This is a genomic window from Cryobacterium sp. TMS1-20-1 (assembly GCF_004402355.1).
Classification (GTDB): domain Bacteria; phylum Actinomycetota; class Actinomycetes; order Actinomycetales; family Microbacteriaceae; genus Cryobacterium; species Cryobacterium levicorallinum.
Genome location: NZ_SOGF01000049.1, coordinates 1 through 19,183 on the forward strand (window position 1 = coordinate 1; position 19,183 = coordinate 19,183).

The following is a 19,183-nucleotide window of genomic DNA, read 5'->3' on the forward strand; positions in this document are numbered from 1 at the left end:
CGCTTCGACTCCGAACGCGGCCAGCTGTGGCTGCTCGCGCAGGCTGCGTTTGAGTTCGGCAAATCCTGGGAAGCGTGCCAGAGCGACGACGTGGTCCCACAACTCGACTGCTGAGTCCTCGTGCGGCAGGCGGCTGATCACCGGTCCGAAGAAGGCCGCACCGGTGGGTGGCTCGAAGTGGATGATGGGCGTGCCCACGTCTTTTCCCGTCAGCGAGAGTGCCTCGTCCGTCTCCTGCTGGATCTCGATGTCCCATGATTCGTCGTCGAGAGCTTCCACCAGCTCGAGCGGTAGGCCCGCCTCGGCGAGGATCGGCTCCGCAAACGCACGCGTCCCGCGGAGCTCACGCACCTCGCCCTCGCTCCGATGATCGTCTGGACCGGGGGCGGTGTCGAAGATGTGGGCCCCGAAGGCTGCGTACAGCGGCGCCATCGCCTCGCGGCCGTGCTCGGCGCGCGCGCGGGCGGCTACCCGCAAAAGCCGGAGCCCGGCGGTATGTCCTGCTTCGTACTCGGGAGGGAAGTGCGCGTCATAGTCGACGTGGGCGTTGATCAGGCGTAACGAGATGAACCGCCAGTCCACGGTGTAGTCGCGCTGCGCCTGCACCTGTCGCACCCACTTGCTGGTCATCCAGGCGAAGGGGCAAACCGGGTCGAAGTAGAAGTTGATGTCAGCGCCCATGCGTCCACCCTAGGTCAATGCCGGAAGCACGCCCAAGATGGACCGGGCGAGGTGGGCTCGACGGGCGCCTCGGGATGACGGATCGCTCGTAGCCCGCATTCGTTGTCGTGGTGCCTACACGGTAAGCGACCCGCTCCTCCACCTCGGGGAATGTCGTGCGAATGCGTTGGCGATCAGTGCCGACTGTGTCGCTACGTTAGATGAGGACGGGTTCGGGGCAACCGGTAGACTGACCGGGTCAAGCATCCGCTATCTCGGGGAGAATTCCACACGTGACCGCTGTTTCCAACACCTCTTCCCACGGCGTCGCCGACACCGTTTCCAATGCCATTGCGACGCCAGGGAAGGAGCAGCCCTACGGCGCGCTCGGGCTCAAGGCCGATGAGTACGCGAAGATTCGCGAGATTCTGGGCCGCCGCCCCACGTCGGGCGAGCTCGCCATGTACTCGGTGATGTGGAGCGAGCACTGCTCCTATAAAAGCTCGAAGATGTACCTGCGCCAGTTCGGCGACAAGGTCACCCCCGCCATGAAGAAGAACCTCATGGTCGGCATGGGCGAAAACGCCGGTGTGCTCGACGTCGGCGAAGGCTGGGCGGTCACCTTCAAGATCGAATCGCACAACCACCCCTCCTACATTGAGCCGTTCCAGGGCGCCGCGACCGGCGTCGGCGGCATCGTGCGCGACATCATCTCGATGGGCGCCCGCCCGGTCGCCGTGATGGACGCCCTCCGCTTTGGCGATATCAACGATCCAGACACAGCCCGTGTCGTGCACGGCGTCGTCAGCGGCATCAGCTTCTACGGCAACTGCCTCGGCCTGCCCAACATCGGCGGCGAAACCGTGTTCGACCGGGTCTACCAGGGCAACCCGCTGGTCAACGCGCTCTCGGTCGGCGTGCTGCGCCACGAAGATCTGCACCTCGCCAACGCCCGCGGCGTCGGCAATCAGGTCGTATTGTTTGGAGCCCGCACCGGCGGCGACGGCATCGGCGGGGCATCCATTCTCGCCTCGGACACGTTCAGCGCCGGCGGACCGACCAAGCGCCCCGCGGTGCAGGTCGGCGACCCGTTCGCCGAGAAGGTACTCATCGAGTGCTGCCTCGAGCTGTTTGCGGGCAAGCTCGTCGAGGGTATTCAGGACCTCGGCGCGGCCGGCATCAGCTGCGCCACTTCTGAGCTCGCCTCGAACGGTGACGGCGGCATGTTCATCGAACTCGAGAAGGTTCTGCTGCGCGACCCGACGCTCACCGCCGAAGAGATTCTGATGAGCGAGAGTCAGGAACGCATGATGGCGATCGTCACTCCCGAGAAGCTCGCGGGTTTTCTCGCCGTCACGAAGAAGTGGGACGTCGAGACCAGCGTGCTCGGCGAGGTCACCGACACCGGCCGACTGATCATCAACTGGCACGGCGAAGAAATCGTCAACGTGCTGCCGCGCACCGTGGCCGTCGACGGCCCGGTCTACGAGCGCCCGCTCGCCTACCCCACCTGGATCGACGCCCTACAGGCCGACACCGCCTCCGTGCTGCCCCGTGCACTCGACGGCGAGACCCTGCGCGAGCAGTTCCTCGACCTGCTCGGCTCGCCCAACCTGGCCGACCCGAGCTGGATCACCGACCAGTACGACCACTACGTGCAGGGCAACACGGCGCTATCCTTTCCCGACGACGGCGGCATGATCCGCGTCGACGAAGAGTCGGGCCTCGGCTTCGCGATCGCCACCGACGCCAACGGCCGCTACTGCCAGCTCGACCCGTACCGCGGCGCGCAGCTCGCCCTCGCCGAGGCGTACCGCAACGTCGCCGCGACCGGCGCCGTTCCGGCCGGGGTCAGCGACTGCCTCAACTTCGGCTCGCCCGAGAACCCCGAGGTCATGTGGCAGTTCCGTGAGGCCGTCACCGCCCTCGCCGACGGATGCCTCGAGCTGGAGATTCCTGTCACCGGCGGCAATGTCTCGTTCTACAACCAGACCGGCGACCAGCCGATCCACCCGACGCCGGTCGTGGCCGTGCTCGGCGTGATCGACGACGTCGCCCGCCGCATCCCCAGCGGCTGGCAGGACGACGGCCACAACATCTACCTGCTCGGCGAAACCCGCCTCGAGCTGGACGGCTCGGCCTGGGCCGGCGTCGTGCACGACCACCTCGGCGGCCGTCCGCCCGTCGTTGACCTCGGCAAGGAGAAGGCCCTCGCCGGCCTGCTGCACGCCGCGTCGAAGGAAGCCCTGATCGACAGCGCGCACGACCTCAGCGAGGGCGGGCTCGCCCAGGCCCTCGCCGAAGCCGTCATGCGCTTCGGCGTGGGCGCACGGGTCTGGCTGGGTGACATCTGCGGGCGCGACGGGGTGGACGCATCCACTGCCCTGTTCTCGGAGTCAGCCGGGCGAGTCATCGTCAGCGTGCCGCGCGAAGACGACGTGAAGTTCCTCGGCCTGTGTGCCGGCCGCTACATTCCGGTGCTGCGCATCGGCGTGACGGACAATACCCTGCACGCCCTGGAGGTGCAAGACGTCTTCACCGCGACTCTCTCCGAGATGCGCAATCGTCACCAATCCCGTCTCCCCGCCGCCTTCGCCTAACTCCCCAGCTCGCGAGAGCGCAAAAAGTGCCCGATTGAGAGGTTCAATCGGGCACGTTTTGCGCTCTCGCGAACCTTGCCAGGGGCTTGGGGTGTGGATAACTCTTGGGACTCGTTGAAGTTGGGTCACACTGTGGGCATGAATCGGTCTCACAGACTTCCACCGGACTTTGACGGACGTCCATTCAGCACGGCCGAGGGCAGTGGCGCCGGCCTATCCAAGAAGCGGATGCGGGCGTCCGACTTGGCGCATCCCTATCCGGCAACGCGCACCCCGCGTGGAAAGAACAACTCGGTAGACCTGCTCATCCACACCTACGCCCACCGCATGTCCGAATCAGACTTTTTCAGCCATGTGACTGCTGCTCGCGTGCACGGGCTCCCACTGCCGGACGCCGTCGAACGCACCAAAACCATTCATGTCTCAACCGAAGCACCCGCGCTGCGCGACCGGGTACGCGGGGTTCGCGGCCACCACGTCGCCCCCCAGACAGTTACCGTGGTTGACGTTCAGGGCCTGCACGTCACGAGTGCGGTCGACACCTGGTGCCAGCTGTCCACCATGCTTGGACTCGACGACTTGATCCGGATCGGCGACGCACTCATGCGCCGCAAGCATCCGTTCGCAACGACGCGCGACTTGCTCACCGCCGTTCGTCGCTATTCTGGCCTTGCCCCCGGTTAGTGGACACGGGTTAAGCGGCGAGTTGAACTTCCGCGGTCTCTGACGAGTATTGCAGTTCGAAGGTGACGGGGCTGACATCGCCGATCGAGGNAGGGCAGACGGGGTCGAAGTAGAAGTTGATGTCGGCATCCATACGTCCACCCTAGGTCAGTGCTGAAAACACGACCGAGATCGAAGTTTGGTCATCGCCGTGCCGGTAATACGGGCTCTGAGAGTCGTCACACGCTTCCTGACACCGTAGCCCTGATTCGAGCCTGCTTGGCGCGGATTGCTGGCGCGGACCTTGGATCGCCGTGCCCGCAAGGGGGACGACCTCCAGGCATCCCCCCGGGAAGCTGGCGGTTCCGACCGGGCGGAATTGCAACGGTGCCCGTTTGACTGTCCCGACATTAAGCGCGATGACCGGGCGTCATACGCACGAGGTCGAGGACGGCGTATCTCCACCGACGCAGGCGGGAGCCCTACGCGTGCACTGGCCGCCATGGAGGCCTCGGCGAACTCACGTATTCGGGTGCCGTACTTGAGCAAACGCCGGTCGTAGCAGGGGCGCGAGACCGAGCCCGAAGAGTCATCCAAAGTCTATGATTCTCAGATGTTCGAGGTCAGCCCAAGTGAATCGAAATGGATCGAGCACCACAGTAACGGCCGACGGGAGCAATCAACCGCCGCGGAATAAACGTTGGATAAATGTTGGATAAATGTTGAGTGCATCAAGTCCTGGCTTTTCCGCGTGAATTAAAGTCTTGATCAAAACAATTTAAGAGCGCGGAAATGGGAATTGAACCCGAAACCTACCGCCTACAATCGCTCCCCCGCGGACCTAAGTACCGCAGAATTCCGGACGTCGAAGGTCGCGTTTCCAGGAGAATTGCTCATTAAACGGTGAATAAACGGATAGTGCGTCAAGTCTTGCCCTTTCGGTACAGACAAGAAACCCTGATCAGATCAAATTTACAGTAGGGCGGCCGGGACTTGAACCCGGGACCGACGGTCTACGCCGGGGCCTTTTTGGCGCGAACCAATCGCGGATCCATACCTCGGCTGATCTCGACTTATCTCGATCTGATCAGGACCTTCTTGTGTGAGATGTCTGCAACATTACCTCAACACCTCGGCCCATCTCGGTGTGTCTCGAGGCAATAAACGTTGAATAAGCGTGCGCGCGTCAAGTCTTGAACGACAGCTCCGTCCTTCCTGTCGCACAACTCAGGGCGACCGCAGCAATAGGTGCACCTGTTCAACCACCAGATCGAACGCGAAGTCGTCGACGATCACCAGATCGACGGCGGTCATGGCGATCCGCCCGGGGTCTCGCAGCTGCACGGTTCAACCACCCAACACACGAAGGATCCCCCATTCCCGGTTGCGAGACACCGCCCTTTACTCGGCACATACCGCCCCCGTCGCAACCCGTAGCAAGCACAGCGCTAGGCTCTCCCCGTGACTGACGCTCATGACACCACAGGAGTCGCCGCATTCAATTCCAAGGTTCCGCCGCCGATCTGTACCGAATGTGAGCTGCCGATGGAGGAAGTCATGCACGGCCGCATCCATGAGTGGGCCTGCGTGCGTGACACCTGCCCCAAGCGTTTCCACCCCACGTTTGAGGAGCTCATCGACCCCGACCTGCTGATCGTCATGGGCCGGCCGGACTGCTACCGCTGCCATCCGCGACATGGCGCGTGTCGGGAACCTCGTGCGCTTTGAGTGCTCGAACCCGAATTGCAACGAATTATTGCGCCTGATCAGCGCCAAGAACAAGCGCGCCCGAGCCATCGCTGCGCAGGGCGCAGCAGCCGCCGTACTGCCTGGGGGACCCCGGCGTCACAGGAAGAGTCCGAAGCACGACGACCGCCCCGCGATCGACGGTCGCATCTGCACGCCACCCTGCCGCTCGATGACCCGCCGCTTATCAATCGATTCTATCTAGCAATACAGGTTGATACGGAAAGCCTTTGGCACTTCCGAGGGCTTATCGCACCGACAGGGCACCGTCACGGATTCTCTACGGCAGTGTCGAGCTGAGGTGGCCCATGCAATCACTCTCCCCCATCTTTCCGCCGACGAAGGTTTCGTCACCACTCAGGTCGTCAGTCAACCCAGATATCCACTTGAGAACGCACACCATGCAGCCCCAACTGAACCTGCACGAAAGATCCCACCGCGGCCGCAGCGGACTAAGACGTTTCGGGCCCGATTGGCACCAGCAGCGATCTCCCACCGAGAGCGGAACGCGAGAACGTCCCGTGGTCAGCTTCCCTCTGCACTAGATGACGTGTCAACGCATTTGCCGCCCCCATTCTTGGGATGAAAGCTCGAGGGCGAGCCCGCACCGCATCCCCGTTCCAGTTTTTGGCCAACTGCGCGGCCATCCGCAGTAGCTCATCCCAGACATCCACGAGTGCCTCACCCGCAGCGACTACACGAGGCATGTCGGCATACTCCGTCCTATCTCCAGAAATGTACGCAGATGAGAGTCGGAGAGGTCTCTTCCGCTCCGCTATCCAGGCCGTTGTCAGAGGTGCGTAAACGCGGTGGACGCTCGGGACTAGAACGCCCACACTCAATTGCAAGTCGCCCGCAGAAGTCGCGACCGCCTCTTCTGGTTTGAAATCGCCGAGTAGAGCGCCACAGATGTTGGCGGCGACAACGAGAGCGTCGGATTCGCACCATCCCCAGCCGTACCTCGCAAAGCCAAGCCATTTTTGTTCGGGATGCCCGGGGTTGAGGCAATATTTTCTTACCTTCACCTCAGTAGCTAAGAGATCGGGGTACTGATACGTGAGGTTGGGCAGGGTATAGGACGCGGTTTCGGTCGCGACGTCATAGCCACTTCGTCTCAACACGGTAGTCGTTCCAACTGCTTCCACGATCCGTTGAAGGGGCGTGAAAGGGGGATCAACCATGATTGAGGGTACGAGGTCGACTGGTATCCGCAACGTGCTGAGCGCCGGCTCGACGTAAATATCGCCTCCCGCCTCGAAGAAGAACCCGTCTGCGGTCTCGGACGCGCGAGTAGGCGCCCACACGAATTGGTTTCCATCGAAATGTGCGTTGTCTGGAAACTCCTCGTAGTCAGTGAGCACACGACCGTCAGCAATGATCTTCTTGAGAGGAAGTTGCTTCCACAGCATCAATCCGGCATGGGCGTCGAGCAACCCCCACCGCCAGGCTCCGATCAGGGCGTCGTACGATTTGCATAAGGCGATGAGGCAGTGCGCGACGTCGTCGGTGATATCCGAGAGAGATGTGCATTCGGCGCGGAGCACGTCGACGTAACTCAGGGCTTCAATCCCATCGACGGCCCTCACCTCACTGATCAACCGCCGTAGCGTGAGCAACTCTTGCCCTGGCAGCGTGCTTCGTTGCTCTGATCGAAGGCTTCGCCCAAACTCATTGTCGAACTGGGACATCGAAATCGCAGACCGTCGGCCGTTGGCGCCGAGTACTAGCCCAACTCTGACTAAACTGTCGCTACCTGCAGCCCCGCATTCTCGAGCGATCTGATCAATAAGTTCCCAATAGTCGACCTTCGATAGATCCACGAGCAGGCTTAAAGGCTCGCTCTGCGCAGTCGATCCGGTCGCTTCGATTGCTGGCTCCAAAATATTAACCATCGCTGATTCCCCACGTGTCTCCGCCAGAGGATGAAGGCCTCTGAACGCGACCTTAGAGGATAATCTGATCCCCGGAAGGACTTCGCCGGCGCCGACCGCCTCGCCTCCTACGCCATACTCCGCGCCGCCGCGAGGCCGACCATCGTCTCGCGGCTTGAAACACCAGATGAGGGCACCCCCGAACTGGCTTCACTGCTTCTGGTCTCTCCGCTCATTACCGCATGCCCCTGCCCCCGTACGTCGATAGGCTCGATCAGACGGCAAAGCCGTCATATATTGGGGAGAGTCTGTGCATATCACAAAGGTCGCTATTTCTGGTTTTCGCGGGCTAGAAACCGCTGTGGAGCTTGCAGATCCCCTGAGCTTGGTCGTGGGTGCAAACAATGCTGGAAAGACATCGTTGATCGATGCGCTGCGCTCAGCGCTCCAACCGTTTGCCGACGGGCATGGGAACCGCTGGATTGTGCCGAGTGATTTCACCAGGGTTCCGGGCGGCCAATCGCCAGCGGAAATAAAGATCAGTATCCAGTTCGCTGGCATCGAGCCGGGTGATAGAGGCCGACTCATTTCTATCCTGGCCCCTTCTCTGGGCGTAGGTGCGGCACGATTAACTCTCAGGTCGACTCTCAAACCAGATGGACGTCCAGCGACGAGATGGCTCGGCGGCGACTTAGACGACAACGAGGTCGAGACAATCGCACGCGAGGCGATTCGCTTCATATATATGCCCGCACTTCGCGACGTTTCGTCAGATCTGCGACCGGGACAGAATAATCGCCTTGCCAATCTCGTTTCGGCAAATGCGCCCGCAGGTGACAAAGACCGCGACGAGCTGATTGACATCATGACCACTGCCAACATCGAACTCGGAAAGGTTGATTCCATTGTGAAATCAGCCGCAGCAATCCAGGCCCGACTATCAGGCGTAACCGGGGACGGACCCTACTCGCAAGTTTCAGCGCTCAAGTTTGCCGAGCCCAAATTCGAGAAGATTATCTCAGGTTTGCAAGCGCTCGCTGGCGGCACTGATCCGATGACGCTCGCTGAGAACGGGCTCGGATACAACAACCTTCTCTATGTGTCTGTGCTTCTCGCTGTGCTCGAGACAGACACCAACGTCCCATTAAACGTACTTCTTGTTGAAGAGCCCGAGTCTCACCTGCATCCTCAGCTGCAGGCGTTACTCCTCCAATACCTGCAGAGCCTCACGGACACGAGGACTCAGGTAGTGGCGACTACGCATTCCCCCCAGTTCGCATCGTCGTCAAAGGTTGAGCGAATTACAGTCATGCGGCGACCGCGTGGCGAGGATAGCCCCACAGCGCACCCGCTCAAGGATGCACCGTTGACTCCACTCGCATTCGGGCACCTCCGCCGTTTCCTCGACGCGACGAAATCAATGATGCTCTTTGCGGAATCTGTAATTCTCGTCGAAGGCGTTGCGGAGTTGCTCCTGATGCCAGCTCTGGCGGCAAAGGGCGGAGTCTCCTTGGCCACACAAGGAGTAACAGTCGTCAGCGTGGATGGGCTCGCGTTCGACCCTTTCATTTCGGTATTCGAAGAAGGAGGGCTTCCGATTCGATGCGCCGTGATTTCAGATTCTGACCGCAAACCGGTTGAGAATGAGCCACATGACCAATTGCACGCAGACGAAGCAGACGAAGCTGACGAAGCTGACGAAGCTGGCTGGAAGATTTCAAATACCGCCGCGTCCCTTCTGAAACGAGAGTCTGGCCGGATATCAATACACCTTGCGGAACAAACATTCGAATGGGATCTAGCTCTTGCAAATTTCGCAGCGCCCACGACATTGCTACGTGCAGTCAAGAAGGTGAAGCCAGTTCTCGGCAAACGAATAGAAAAAGGGACTTTCGTTGACGGCGCCAAATTCGCGGACGCGGTCCTCGCCGCGGTGAGAGATGTCAAGGGCAGATTTGCCCAGGAACTCGTTGCAATCCTTGACGAGGAACCAAATGCCATGTTCACGGTCCCGAAGTATATTTCCTCTGCCATAGAGAGCGTGACGGTACCCGCCGATGGTATCGACGAGGCTGACGCAGCCGTTGAGGCTATCGATGAGTGACCGCGAACCTGGCAAATCCGCACCCTTCACTCCTCGGTTGTCCAAGGAGCAGACGGAGGCTCTGATCGGCGGCTCTAACCTATTCCTCAAAGCGTGTCCTGGCTCAGGGAAGACTCGAACGGTGGCAGCGCGAGTCGCTGCCGAGCTCAGCAACGACAAGACTCTCGCGATGCTTTCCTACACGAACGTGGGCGCCAGGGAAGTAGCCGCTGCGGTAGTTATCGACCACTCTGTAGTGCTGAAGGTCGAAGATTTTGTTGGCACGGTCCACGCATTCCTGAACAAATTCGTTCTCCATCCATTCGGACACCTGGTCACTCGGTCAGACGTATCGATGAGCATCGACCCTGACGAGGCCCAGGCGCGTATGCCTGTCGGGGTCAAGTCAGCGATGTTTGAGTTTCGCATGGATGGAACTATTCGTCACACGAAAGACAAGTACGTAAGTGATGCCCAACGAATGGCCATTACCAAGGCAAAACGCAAAGCGGGGCGAGAAGGCTATGTCAACTACAGCGACAGCATTTTTGTCTGCCGGCTGGTTCTGTCCCGTTACCCTGCCATCGCGGAGGCATTAGCCAAGAGGTTCGACGAAATTATTGTCGACGAGGCCCAGGACACCAGCGCAATGCAGCTTGAATGCCTGCGGCTCATCGCCCGCGCTGGATTGAAATCGCTCGTTCTAGTCGGTGATTATGATCAGACAATCTACGAGTTCATTGGTTCAAGCCCCGGGGGCTGCGACGGCCTTGCAACTGAGCTTGGTCTCAAAACCGTGGCGCTAAGTGAGAACTACCGCTCCTCCCAACTGATATGCGACATGACGGCGCGAATCAGAGGAGGTGGCCCGGCCGACAGGGCCACCGGCGAACACGCCTCCCTGCAAGTTGCTCCTAAACTCTTGCTCTATAAGGAGGGAGGCGAACGCCAACTGGTAGAGCAATTTGAATCGATCATTGTTGCGGCGGGGATTGCTGCAGAGTCGAAAGCCATTCTGATACGAACGGGTGCTGCTGCGAGCAAGATCAAGGGAACAGCTATTCGAACACCACTCGACTCACCGTTCAAGGAGTTCATAGATGTCGGCGCTACCGAGTTGGTCACCTTTGAGCAATACAAGAGCTTGGAGAGAGTTTTGGTCAAGCGAAGCTTCGGTCGCAATCATGGGCTATCGCTGGATCGTTCGCTAGTCCGCTCGCATGTTGCCGAGTTTGTGGATGATCTCCCCGAGTTGGAAGGGGACTTATTCACCTGGCTCGCTGAAGCTTCACGCTCACTTGATGCGCACGCGCAGGCACTCTCTCCCGCTACCACGACCCCCGTATCCACAGTTGAACCTCCCGAATCTTCAAAAGGGGTGACCGCTGATTTGTGGGTGGTTCCAGAGAACCCTGCGATCGGCGTCGACACCATCCACTCAGCAAAAGGACTGTCTATTGATGCAGTTATGCTCGTGGGCATGCCGAGGATGTACCAGTGGCCGACCGATGCCGAGAACTGGGCGGCCGGAATCGACGCCGTCGTCGGATTTCGACCGAACGAGGCCCTGCGCGTCGGGTACGTCGCACTGACTCGGGCGCGGCAACTAAACGTTCTGGCGCTTCCCTCCGACACCGACGAAGGGCTCATTGCGAGGTACGAGAGCGCCGGTTTTGAACGAACCAAATTTTGAAGTGATCAGCGACAACTTGGTGACTCACGAGGCGGTATTCCTTAACTGATTGCCGTCGGCGCGGCCATGAACAGGCCTGCCGACGTTTGAGGCAGCAGGTATGCGCAGGATAATCTGGCCTGAGCAATCGATCAGGCTGGCGTGCAGGACGGGCCCGATCGATTACGTACTGAATGACAAGTCAGCACTCCCCCTGCGCCCGAGCGCTTCACCTTCTGGTGCTCCGTCGTCGCCCGAAACGGCGTGCCGGCGCCATGATTCCTAACTTCGTCAGGTTTGGTAGGGCACCGGTCGTCTAGCGAATGGACAGCCGGTGAGTTCTCACTATCGCGTCCGGAGGAGCTTGGCGTGACGGCGCAATGTGTGACGCCGCCGCTCGGAGAACCTTTCGAGCACCCTCGATCGTCAGACTGGTCGTGGGCAAGTCCTCGAGGACGTCCTGCAGCGCCAGCTGCACGACTATCGACTCGACTGGCTCACTCGTCCGTCCTCGACGAGCCCGTGCCCGGCTCTCCATCGCCGCGTCGAGGTCATAGCGCGCACTATTGCGGTGCACATACACAACGACCGTTTACACGAAATGGTCAAACTGGCGTTGGCGCTCGTCGCGCCGCATCTCGGCCTTCGTGCTTCGCACAGCGGCTGCGACGTCATGGCTGGTCAGGAGATCGATGCGGCGCATCCGTTCTGTGACGATCTCGACGCCTCGGGCGTACAAGATAGTCTCGACCGGAACGGGCGGGAGCCCAATGCGCGCCCGGGTCTCCACGTAGGCTTTGGCGAACTCGCGCATGCGAGCGCCGTTCTTGAGCATGTGCTCGGTCAGTGATTCGGCGAAAACCGTGAACTGCCGTAGGTGCTCGGGCCGCGACAGGTCATTGAAATAGACGTCGGCCTCGCGCTCGTGTACACGCCGCTCGGCGGCCGTCGTCGGATGGAGTCGCTTCGGCGGGAGGCCGGCCCGCCTCAGACTGCGCTTGAGTCGTCTCGCCGCGGCGTTGACTTCCAGTTCCGACTGGTAAGTCCCCGGGTCGCTACGCCGGGTGCGCTGCAACTCAGCACGGCGCTCCTTGTTGCGGGCGGCCCACTCCTTGCTGATCTGCTTCGTGCGGTCGGGGTCCGCATCCCGTCGGGCTGCGGCCCGGGCATTCACCTCGTCGCGGTGGGAGTCGTAGTAGCGGTTGTAATATTCCCTGACTTTTGCGCGGTTCTCATCCATCCACCGCTGCTGGTACTGGCGCCGGCGATCGGGGTGCGCTTCCCGCCAGCGTTTCGCCCGCTCTCTCCCCCGGGCACGCCGTTCCGACTCGCGGTGTCGCCGCGCCGTAGCCCGACGCACCGAGTCGCGATTGATCTGCCGAGCGCGCTCAAGGTGGTCCGCCCGCCACAGCCGATTCATCTCCCGGATCCGGTCCCGATTCGCTGCCACATACTGACGCCGCTTGTCAGCCTCGTCATCGACAGACGGATGCTCCGCCAGCGACTTCCTCGGTGCCGCGCCTTTCTCAGATAAGTCGTTCATGATCATCACTACGCATCAGGCGACGGGGCCAGCTCGATGACCAGAGCAAGGAGTTCCGAGCGATGCGCCGACGGATTCGTAATCACACGCCCGAGAACGACTCGAAGCCGTTCGGCGTCCTCGTCGGAGACCCCAGCAACCGGCTCCAGGCAATACGCGATGTCGTTCTCAAGGCTGTAGTCGCCATCGTCCACCGCGATCTCCGGATAGTAGAAGAGCGAAGCGAGCGCGGTGCGACTGAGCAGATCATCGAACTGTTCTTGGGGGATCGTCATGCTGAAGCCTCCTACTGGTCGACGTGTGTGAGCCAATACTGCCCGAACAAGAGGTACGCCGCTGGTGACTGGCCGAGCGAACCTGACCGAGTTCTGTGCCAGCTCAGGCTCGACGCGACGTGAGCACCGGCTCCTCAAATCGCTCCCGACCGACACCTTCGCCGAGAACCGCCCGCGCCGCCCGACGCCGCGCGTTGGCCTCGCGTCCAAGCACCCACAGCAGACGAATCAAGGTCACGGGTCCGGCGACGAGAAACTTCAGCGCGTTCCACACGAAGATCAGCACGAGCAAGTTGAACCAGCCGGAGCCGCCGTCTTCGGCCAGGCCGGTGCAGAACACGGCAGCGAGTGCATACGGCACCGCGAGAAGCATCGCCGGTACGCCCCACTTGAGACCGCGTCGAGTGCGGAGCGCGTCGAGCAGGATGTTGGTCGGCATCAACCCGCGCAGCGCGTAGTGAATGCGGGCAGTGACGCCCAAGATGAGTCCGAACATGATGCAGCCTTCCAGAAGTTCAGCAACAAGAAACTTGAAAGGACTGCCCGCCGAACGGGAGTCATGCCATCACACCGAGCGATGGCGCGAATAGAGGTTGCCTGACACCATTTTAGAACCGGATGCCCGCCCGCGGAAGCCCTAAATTGACGGCGGGTCGGGGCGCGTCTTGGGTGTGGCGTTTTTCCGTGACGCGCTGCGCAGCCTCGAGCGCCGCACGCGCATGGGCAGCGTCGAGTTTCTGTGCCGTCGATTCCGGTACCGCACCGAGCGGCCTGGCACCAACGATGCCGTAGCGATCCCGGTAGGCCGCGACCGCGCATCGGTTTTGGTGCCACGCGACGGCTGCCGCCCCCGCGTGGCAACCCGAGCGCTCGAGTCCACGGCTCCCCCGCGAGCAACGCCTCGTCAAGCACGGCGCTCGCTCGCGACTCGATCAGGTCGCTACGCTCAACCAACGCCTGGTGCATGGCGGCATCCATTGGCCCGATCGCACGAGGGATCAGCCCGGCGACCAGGCACGGCGCGCGACGCCACCGTCCCGAGACACGACCGCTGCTACTCGGGCTCGCAGGACCGCCGCGATGTCCTGGGCATCCTCAAACCCGTGCGCCTCAACCACTGTTGTCGCCGGGCTTCCTCCCTGCCAGCACACCCGCGTCGCGGAGCTTGCGCCATTCGGTGATCTGCGAGGAATAGATCCCCTGTTCCCGCAGATACGCCCCGCCCGGCTGTTCTGAATGGCGGCCTCGTGGGCGGCCAGATGATCAAGTTTCTGTGCCGGGGTGAATGACTTTCTCGAGGTCGGACCGCCGGCTCGGGGTCCGGGAGGACTCACATGACTATCGTCGCGCGCGGCGATCAAAGACGGGCTGGACATCGTGGGTGATTTCCTGGTTCACGCCCTTCGTCATGCGGCGGACTTGCTGTTAGCTACTGGCCTCACCCAACCCTGACGGAGGGGATGCGGGGACTCAGCCTCTCAACCGGACCGACCATCAGCCAGCGCACCCAGATTGACGCCAAGTGTCTCCTCGACAAACGCGATGGTCTTGGGCTGGGCATCAAGTGATGCCCGTACGAGCTGCGATGTGAAAAGCCCGCTTCGTGGTAGCCATTTGGCGCCCTGCCTGTCGACTGTTGCTACCCAATCCACTGCAACTAGGTACTCACAAATCGCGAAGTCACTGGCGTCGTGTGCAATATTCGGCTCAGCGAGTTCACATTCGGCAAGCAGGATGCCTTTGCTCCGATAATCGGCGTATGGAACTGCCGGTGACCGCACGACGCCCACACCCACGTAACCCGCACCTTTGAGATAGGCGACGACCACGTCACCTACTTCGAGCCCGCGAATTGGATCACTCCACTTTGGATCGCCACCGGCGGCAAGAAATCCGAACTGTCGGCAATCATCCCAGTTGCGGGTCTCACCCTCGCCAACATTGATGTAGTAAATACCGTTTTCGAAGTCGAAACGCGCGAGTCTCTTGTGGAACGTATCCGGTGGTCGAAATCGGCCAACATATCGACCAGACGCAACATTAGTAAGTGTCCGGCCCAACTTCCAAATAAGCGTGGTCTCAACCATCAGCGCTTCCTCCGAAGTGAGCCCTTTGGCGATAATCCGAATAATGGGCTCCAGCCCTTCTTTCTGGATCGCCTTGATACGGGCAACCTTTACAGAATCACCGACATCTTGAAGGTGCGCGTGGCTCCGAGACCCTGTTCCTTTGCCGTAGTAGAACTCTTCGAAGTTGCGCGGATCAATGTACACGTAGACGTAAAAGCGATCGGTCACATTCACAGTATTCACCCTTCCCGTTACAAGCCACGACATTGCATACATCCGATGAGGAAACTGACGCCGAGTGGTGATGAGGGGCTCGTTGCAGCTGTCACGTCCCCCGTCGTGGTGGAAATTCTCGACACCGTATATTCAACCAAACTCACGATCTGGTTACCCATTCCGTCGCCTGGGTCGTGAGAGTCGGCCTGGGTGCCTCGTAGACTCGGCCTTCTGCGGCGAGCCGTTGCGCTGCGGCGAGAGCGGCATGAGCGCGAGCGGCATCGAGCTTCTGTGCCGTCGATTCCGGTACCGCACCAAGCGGCCTGGCACCAACGATGCCGTAGCGGTCCCGGTATGCCGCGACAGCGCATCCGCTTCGGTGCCATGCGACAGCAGCTGATCCCCGCGGCGCGGTACCGAGGGCTCGAGTCCAGGGCTCCACCGCGAGCAGCGCTTGATCGAGCACAGCGCTCGCTCGCGACTCGATCAGGTCGGCGCGCTCAACCAACGCCTGATGCATTGCGGCGTCCATTGGCCCGATCGCACGAGGGATCAGCCCGGCGACAAGGCGCGGAGCGCGACGCGATCGCCCTGCTCCGCCGTCCCGAGACAGGACCGCTGCCACTCGGGCTCGCAGAACCGCCGCGATATCCTGGGCGTCGTCGAACCCGCGCGCCGCAACCACGCGCGGCAGCAGGTTCACAATGTCGACAAAGTGCGCCTCGGCTCGCCGGAGCTCCGCGGTGAACGGCCCGAAGGCATCCGAGCGGATGACCGCGTCGGCCTGGCCGGGTGAGAGCCCGCACGCGCGCACCACCGACACCCACCGGTCGTGCTGCGCAGCCGCCGCAATCGTCTCGTACTCCGCAGCGAGTTGCGCCACAGATCCCCACGCATCTTGCTCAGCAGCGATCGTCTCGTGCGCAGACATCTCGGCACCGACGTGCCGCAGAATGCCGAAGAGGATGCTGCGCACGGTCACGTCGCCATCGTCACCGCGGCGCGGCCCGACGTGGGCTACATCGGGCCGGTCAACGGCGACGTAGGCGGTGTTCGCCTCGCGACCCCGCGTCATCGAGACGTAGAGGTTCTCGCGCGGCATGCTCGACGCGACGACGACGTGCGCGGTATCAGTCGTGATTCCCTGCGCTCGGTGGGAGGTGACCGCGTAGCCAAGTTCGACGTGGTCTCTGACGTACTCGGCGGGAAGCCGCACCGTGCTCCCCCACCGACGACCGTGCCGCCGTACTTCAACCGACCCGTTCCGATGCACGTCGATAACGGCCCACCTGTCCCCGTTGCGCACCCAGGTTCGGGACGCATAGAGCCGGCGATCGTTCCGGCGGGTGATCACCGTGTCCCCGGCTGCGGCCCGGGTTCCGTCATGAAGCGCGACTTCGCGCAGCGCATCGACCTGACCCTCCAAAATAAGTTCCGTTCGAGCGCGCACATTCAGTGATGCAACCGCCTCGTTCGAGTCGCTGATCAGCACGGTCTCCTTGCCGGCCCGGGTGTCTGCGCGCCAGGCCTCGTAGGCGGCATCCGCCATCGCTTCGGTGGTGCCATCGCGCAGGCGGTCGTGCACGCCATAAAGGTCGATCACCTCGGGGTTGCCCTGACGCAGCCCGAGGGACGCCGTCTTCTCCCACTCGTGCACGAACCGGTGCACGTCAATGAGCTCGGGCGCATCCGGTCGATCATGCACCAGCATCGAAAACGCGCCGCCAGCATCGACCGACTGTAGTTGGGCGTAGTCGCCCACCAGCAAAACTTTCGCGCCGGCATTCGCGGCAAGCGCGGTGATTCGATCCAAGGGCAGCGTGCCCGCCAGCGATGCTTCGTCGATGATCACGAGCTGACCGGCTCGGAACGTCTCTCCGTGGTCGAGATGGGTCTGCCACCATTTCGCCAGGTTCTCAGTCGTGATTCCGAGGTCCGTCGCCAGTACGGTCGCGGCGGCAGCCGAGGGTGCAAGGCCGACCACAGAGCCCGCACTGTGCGCCTCCTCCCAGGCCAGCCGAAGCACGCACATGGCCGTCGTCTTGCCTGCGCCAGCCGGCCCCACGAGCACATCAATCACTCGACCCGAGCCGACGATCGACACCAGCGCCGTGAGCTGGTCGTCGGCGAGCACTCCCCCGCCCGGCAGCTTCGTGCGGGCGGCCGACCGTAGTGTCGTCGCCGCGACTCGTGGTCCGGTCGTCTCAGCGGCCCGCTCGAGCAGCCGAGACTCCGCGTCGAGCAACTCAGTCGAGGTGAACACGATGGAATGCTTCGGATGAAAGACAGACGTGAGGTCATCACGTTGGAAGGCGGCAGGGCTCGAGGCGAGCTCGGGTGGCGTAATGCGCAAGGATGCGCGCTCGGCGGCATCCGTTATGAGCCCGACGACAGCCTCTCGATCCGAAGCAGATGCGAAGCGGTACTGCATCGTTTGGCGCGCGGCCTCGGCCGTCAGGTTCCAGTGCCGCCAGGTGGCGCGCTTCTCACTGACGGCCGTCGTCACGCTCAACGCCAACGCATCAATCGCCTCGCGCGGCACGTCCTCTGCGCGCAGCACGCGCACGGGCGGGTGAGCGGATGCCGCACTCGCCAACGCCGACGCATCGCGCCCAAGCACGAGCCTGGCGCGTTCTCGCCACGCCGCCGTGAGCTCCGCCAGTGAGTGCACTTGCTTGACCGGTCGAGTGGAAAGTGTGGCCTGCGCGCGCAGCTTCATGATGGTTACCGGGTTCGGACGACGCCCGTGGCTCGCCACGTATGCCTCGATCAATCGGTCCGTCTCCACATCGATGTGCCGGGACCTCGACGAGAATTCCGCAACAAGCGCTTCCGGAACATAACGGATCGCCCACGCGGGGTGGCGATCCCGACCGCGCTCCCGCTTCTCCCACTGCACGCCGAGCGAACGCGTGAGCGCGTCGGCGAACAGGGTCTCGTGCAGTTCGGAGAGCGCAACCACGGCCTCATGCATCGGTCGACCATCGAGCGAGCGCCACTTGCCGTCGAGCACGGTCTGCACCTTGTTGCTGATCACCACGTGCGTGTGCAGATGAGGGTCGCCGGCCCGACTGTCGAAGTGGTCGAAGGCGGTCGCGATCAGGCCGGTCACATCGACTTGCGCAACGGCGCCGCCCTGCGCCGTCGTGCCGGTGCGCGTCGCCGCAACCTCGCGCTCCATGAACGCGATCACCTCCGCAACCGCCGCGTGGTGAGCCTCCGCGATCCGCGCCTGCGTGGGTGCGTCGGTAATACCCCAGAGCACGCTCGCCGACTTCGGAATCGAGAACGTGAAGTCGTAGCCGGCCACGGCGCGCCGCCGCCGACCCGCTGATTCCTCCGGGGCGCGTGAGGCGGAAGCTGATGTTCCCTCGCTGAGGTCCTGCTCGACACGGTCCTGACTCCGGCCGAGGGCGGCTCGATCTCCGGCGGTCCGATACACCGGGTACGCCCGCCCGAGAGCTTCACCTGTTACCGGGTCGCGGCCCAATCCGATTAGAAGCTGCAGCTGCTCTTCCGTGACGACGTCGCCCTCGATGACGAGACCGCCGCCGAGACCCGGAAGTCCACTGCCCATCCACCGGCCCGGCGGCGTTCCCTGCGCGGTGTAGTACCGAGTGAGCGGCGTCGATAGCGAGCGATTTCCGTCGCCGGCAGCCACGGTGCGCAGCAGATACTTGTACCCGTTGCCGGCACTCATTACCCGCATCGACACCGTCACCGCGCGCACCTCCGCTTTCGTCACGGAGGTGCGCCGCCTCGATCTGCAAGAGGCGTGGTGATTC

Annotated in this window: 11 protein-coding genes and 3 pseudogenes; 6 read left to right on the forward strand and 8 right to left on the reverse strand. The window is 62.1% G+C overall.

Annotated features, from left to right (window positions below):
* A partial coding sequence (locus E3O45_RS10110; RefSeq protein ID WP_134443292.1) for a hypothetical protein occupies positions 1-681 on the reverse strand: 681 nt, incomplete at its 3' end.
* 272 nt (positions 682-953) lie between these two features.
* On the opposite strand from E3O45_RS10110, the gene purL reads away from it, so the two are divergent.
* From purL to E3O45_RS10125, 3 genes are all read left to right on the forward strand, one after another.
* The gene (gene purL, locus E3O45_RS10115; RefSeq protein ID WP_134443293.1) at positions 954-3,260 is read left to right on the forward strand and encodes a phosphoribosylformylglycinamidine synthase subunit PurL; all 2,307 of its coding nucleotides are present in this window, start codon (positions 954-956) and stop codon (positions 3,258-3,260) included.
* A gap of 138 nt (positions 3,261-3,398) precedes the next feature.
* Positions 3,399-3,944, forward strand: coding sequence for a hypothetical protein (locus E3O45_RS10120; RefSeq protein ID WP_134443294.1), 546 nt, complete (start codon positions 3,399-3,401; stop codon positions 3,942-3,944).
* Positions 3,945-5,384: 1,440 nt separating this feature from the next.
* Positions 5,385-5,651 carry a hypothetical protein gene (locus E3O45_RS10125; RefSeq protein ID WP_134443295.1) on the forward strand — a complete coding sequence of 89 codons (267 nt, stop codon included), beginning with the start codon at positions 5,385-5,387 and terminating at the stop codon, positions 5,649-5,651.
* A 470-nt stretch (positions 5,652-6,121) separates the two neighbouring features.
* Here the strand turns inward: E3O45_RS10125 and E3O45_RS10130 are convergent, their stop codons facing one another.
* Entirely contained in the window at positions 6,122-7,267 is a 1,146-nt protein-coding gene (locus E3O45_RS10130) for a hypothetical protein (RefSeq protein ID WP_134443296.1), read from the reverse strand.
* 583 nt (positions 7,268-7,850) lie between these two features.
* Here E3O45_RS10130 and E3O45_RS18420 point away from each other — a divergent pair.
* The 3 genes and pseudogenes from E3O45_RS18420 to E3O45_RS10140 all read left to right on the forward strand — a co-directional run.
* A pseudogene (locus E3O45_RS18420) lies at positions 7,851-8,759 on the forward strand (ATP-dependent endonuclease); the annotation flags it as partial.
* A gap of 219 nt (positions 8,760-8,978) precedes the next feature.
* Positions 8,979-9,644, forward strand: a pseudogene (locus E3O45_RS18425) (ATP-dependent endonuclease); the annotation flags it as partial.
* A complete protein-coding gene (locus E3O45_RS10140) occupies positions 9,637-11,316 on the forward strand; it encodes a UvrD-helicase domain-containing protein (RefSeq protein WP_166789457.1) in 1,680 nt (559 codons plus the stop codon). The pseudogene E3O45_RS18425 and the gene E3O45_RS10140, both read left to right, overlap by 8 nt.
* 571 nt (positions 11,317-11,887) lie before the next feature.
* Here E3O45_RS10140 and E3O45_RS10145 read toward each other — a convergent pair.
* The 6 genes and pseudogenes from E3O45_RS10145 to mobF all read right to left on the reverse strand — a co-directional run bounded on the left by E3O45_RS10145 (position 11,888) and on the right by mobF (position 19,107).
* Complete coding sequence (locus tag E3O45_RS10145; protein WP_134443299.1) at positions 11,888-12,844, reverse strand: hypothetical protein; 957 nt, start codon at positions 12,842-12,844, stop codon at positions 11,888-11,890.
* A gap of 2 nt (positions 12,845-12,846) precedes the next feature.
* Positions 12,847-13,113 carry a hypothetical protein gene (locus tag E3O45_RS10150; RefSeq protein WP_134443300.1) on the reverse strand — a complete coding sequence of 89 codons (267 nt, stop codon included), beginning with the start codon at positions 13,111-13,113 and terminating at the stop codon, positions 12,847-12,849.
* A 103-nt stretch (positions 13,114-13,216) separates the two neighbouring features.
* Positions 13,217-13,609 (reverse strand): sulfate permease, encoded by a 393-nt coding sequence (locus E3O45_RS10155; RefSeq protein WP_241985312.1) that lies wholly within the window; start codon positions 13,607-13,609, stop codon positions 13,217-13,219.
* 617 nt (positions 13,610-14,226) lie between these two features.
* A pseudogene (locus tag E3O45_RS18040) lies at positions 14,227-14,447 on the reverse strand (IS3 family transposase); the annotation flags it as partial.
* A gap of 144 nt (positions 14,448-14,591) precedes the next feature.
* A complete protein-coding gene (locus tag E3O45_RS10160; RefSeq protein WP_198418248.1) occupies positions 14,592-15,416 on the reverse strand; it encodes a GIY-YIG nuclease family protein in 825 nt (274 codons plus the stop codon).
* 142 nt (positions 15,417-15,558) lie between these two features.
* Positions 15,559-19,107, reverse strand: a complete 3,549-nt coding sequence (mobF, locus tag E3O45_RS10165; protein WP_134443354.1) for a MobF family relaxase — start codon at positions 19,105-19,107, stop codon at positions 15,559-15,561.
* Positions 19,108-19,183 lie beyond the last annotated feature (76 nt).